Below are 2,256 nucleotides of genomic sequence, written 5' to 3' on the forward strand. Positions count from 1 at the left end.
AGCTGAGTTCCCACTCACGTCCTAAGTAGCAGAATACGCCGATGAGGAAGTGGAAGATTACCAGTTGGTAAGGGCCGCCGTTGTACAGCCATTCATCTAAGGATGCTGCTTCCCAAATTGGGTAGAAGTGTAAACCGATGGCGTTGGAGGAAGGTACTACTGCACCGGAGATGATGTTGTTTCCGTAAAGTAAGGAACCTGCTACTGGTTCGCGGATGCCGTCGATGTCAACCGGAGGTGCGGCGATGAAGGCGATGATGAAGCAGGTGGTTGCTGCTAGCAGGGTGGGGATCATCAGTACGCCGAACCAGCCGATGTATAGTCTGTTGTTGGTGCTGGTGATCCAGTTGCAGAACTGCTCCCAAATGTTGGCGCTTTGGCGCTGTTGTAAGGTTGCTGTCATGGTTTTATGATTGCGATTTGCTGTTTATGTATTAGGCGTGTTTGTTTTCGCCTGTAAAATTATGTTACGAAATATGTTGAGTTTTGTAAAGTACTTTGAGAAAAAAATTTTAGCAATCTAGTGAAAAGCTCTGAAACTCTGATGCTTCAAGGGTTAGAAGATGTTTAACGCAGTGGAACTCAGAAAAGATAACAATATGAAGTACTACTGCGATCGCTCCCCACAGCAATATCCATACTTAAGTAGAGACTCTTGCTAGCTAGGTGCGTTACATTATCTTGTCTTATGCAAATTAAGAATTCTTGTACAGTTACTTACAGCCCTGCTTATACAATCGTTCCTACTTATGAGTGCTTTAATCGCTGTACTTATTGCAACTTTCGCACCGAACCGGGTCAAAGTCCCTGGATGACGCTATCAGCAGCAGAAAGGGTTTTGCAACGACTTCAAGGTGAAAATATCTGTGAAATTCTAATACTCAGTGGTGAAGTGCATCCTCATTCATCAAAGCGTCAGGCGTGGTTTCAGCAAATTTATGATTTATGCGAACTAGCATTAGCGATGGGGTTTTTACCGCACACGAATGCGGGGCCGTTGAGTTTTGACGAGATGCGAAAGCTGAAGAATGTAAACGTTTCGATGGGTTTGATGCTGGAGCAGTTAACGCCAGCATTGTTACATACTGTACATCGACACGCGCCGAGTAAATTACCAGAAGTCAGGCTGCAACAATTACAATGGGCGGGAGAGTTACAAATTCCCTTTACAACAGGTTTACTTCTAGGAATTGGGGAAACGCCTGATGATTGCTGGGAAACATTAGAAGCAATATCTCGACTTCATCAGAATTATCGCCACATTCAAGAAGTTATTTTGCAACCTCATAGTCCTGGAAATCAGCAAAGCTTTGATGCACCAGCTTTTGACCCCCATCAGTTACCAGAAGTCATTGCCAAAGCACGTAAAATTTTACCGCCAGATATCACAATTCAAATTCCGCCGAATTTAGTCAAAGATGACCGATGGTTACTCGCTTGTATTAAAGCTGGTGCAAGAGATTTAGGCGGAATTGGGCCAAAAGATGAAGTGAATCCCGATTATCCACATATACAAGAGCAGGCTTTGAGAGAAATTTTACAGCCTGTTGGCTGGCAACTGATACCGCGTTTACCAGTGTATCCTCAGTTTGATGGCTGGTTGTCGGGGGAATTGCAAAAAGCAGTAAGACAGTGGCGAAAGATAAGTAGTCGGACAAATTAATTTAACGTGAGTTCTAAGCTAATCTGCCTTTAAGTTGCACAATCCTTTGCCTTAGAAAGACGCGGGGACGCGGAGAAGGGGAGACGCGGAGAGAAGTTGCGTGCGGGGGTTCCCCCGTTGAGCAAACTTCGGGGGATGCAATTTGAATGATTATTAGCTTACAAGCCCTTTTTTGACCTCTCCCCCAACCCCTCTCCGTGTCGGAGAGGGGAGCCAAAACCCTAATTTCTCGTTACCCCTCCCTTTCCCTGTGGGAGAGGGAGGTTGGGAGGGAGAAGTTCATCGAACTCACGTTAATTTATTAACTTTAGCTTCTAGTCCTCTTGTTCGTTTACTTTAAATACTGATTAATGAGTGTTTGAACTCCATTAATGAGTCTCTGAGCTTCATTAAATGAGTGTCTGAACTCCATTAATGAGTCTTTGAACTCCTTTAATGAGTCTCTGAACTCCATTAAAGAGTCTTTGAACCTCATTAATGAGTCTTTGAGCTTCATTAATGAGTTATTTAATACTCGTTGGCGAGTATTTGAACTCCTTTAATGAGTCTTTGAACTCCTTTAATGAGTCTCTGAACTCCATTAAAGAGTCTTT

The 2,256-nt window shown here is 43.7% G+C and carries 1 protein-coding gene and 1 pseudogene; one reads left to right on the top strand and one right to left on the bottom strand.

Translation table 11 applies throughout. The features are described from left to right. A pseudogene (locus I8752_RS21750) lies at positions 1-403 on the bottom strand (photosystem II q(b) protein); the annotation flags it as partial. 285 nt (positions 404-688) lie between these two features. On the opposite strand from I8752_RS21750, the gene cofG reads away from it, so the two are divergent. After that, positions 689-1,663, top strand: a complete 975-nt coding sequence (gene cofG, locus I8752_RS21755; protein ID WP_214434367.1) for a 7,8-didemethyl-8-hydroxy-5-deazariboflavin synthase subunit CofG — start codon at positions 689-691, stop codon at positions 1,661-1,663. Positions 1,664-2,256 lie beyond the last annotated feature (593 nt).

Origin of the sequence: Dendronalium phyllosphericum CENA369, from assembly GCF_016056275.1 — a bacterium.
GTDB classification, from domain to species: domain Bacteria; phylum Cyanobacteriota; class Cyanobacteriia; order Cyanobacteriales; family Nostocaceae; genus Dendronalium; species Dendronalium phyllosphericum.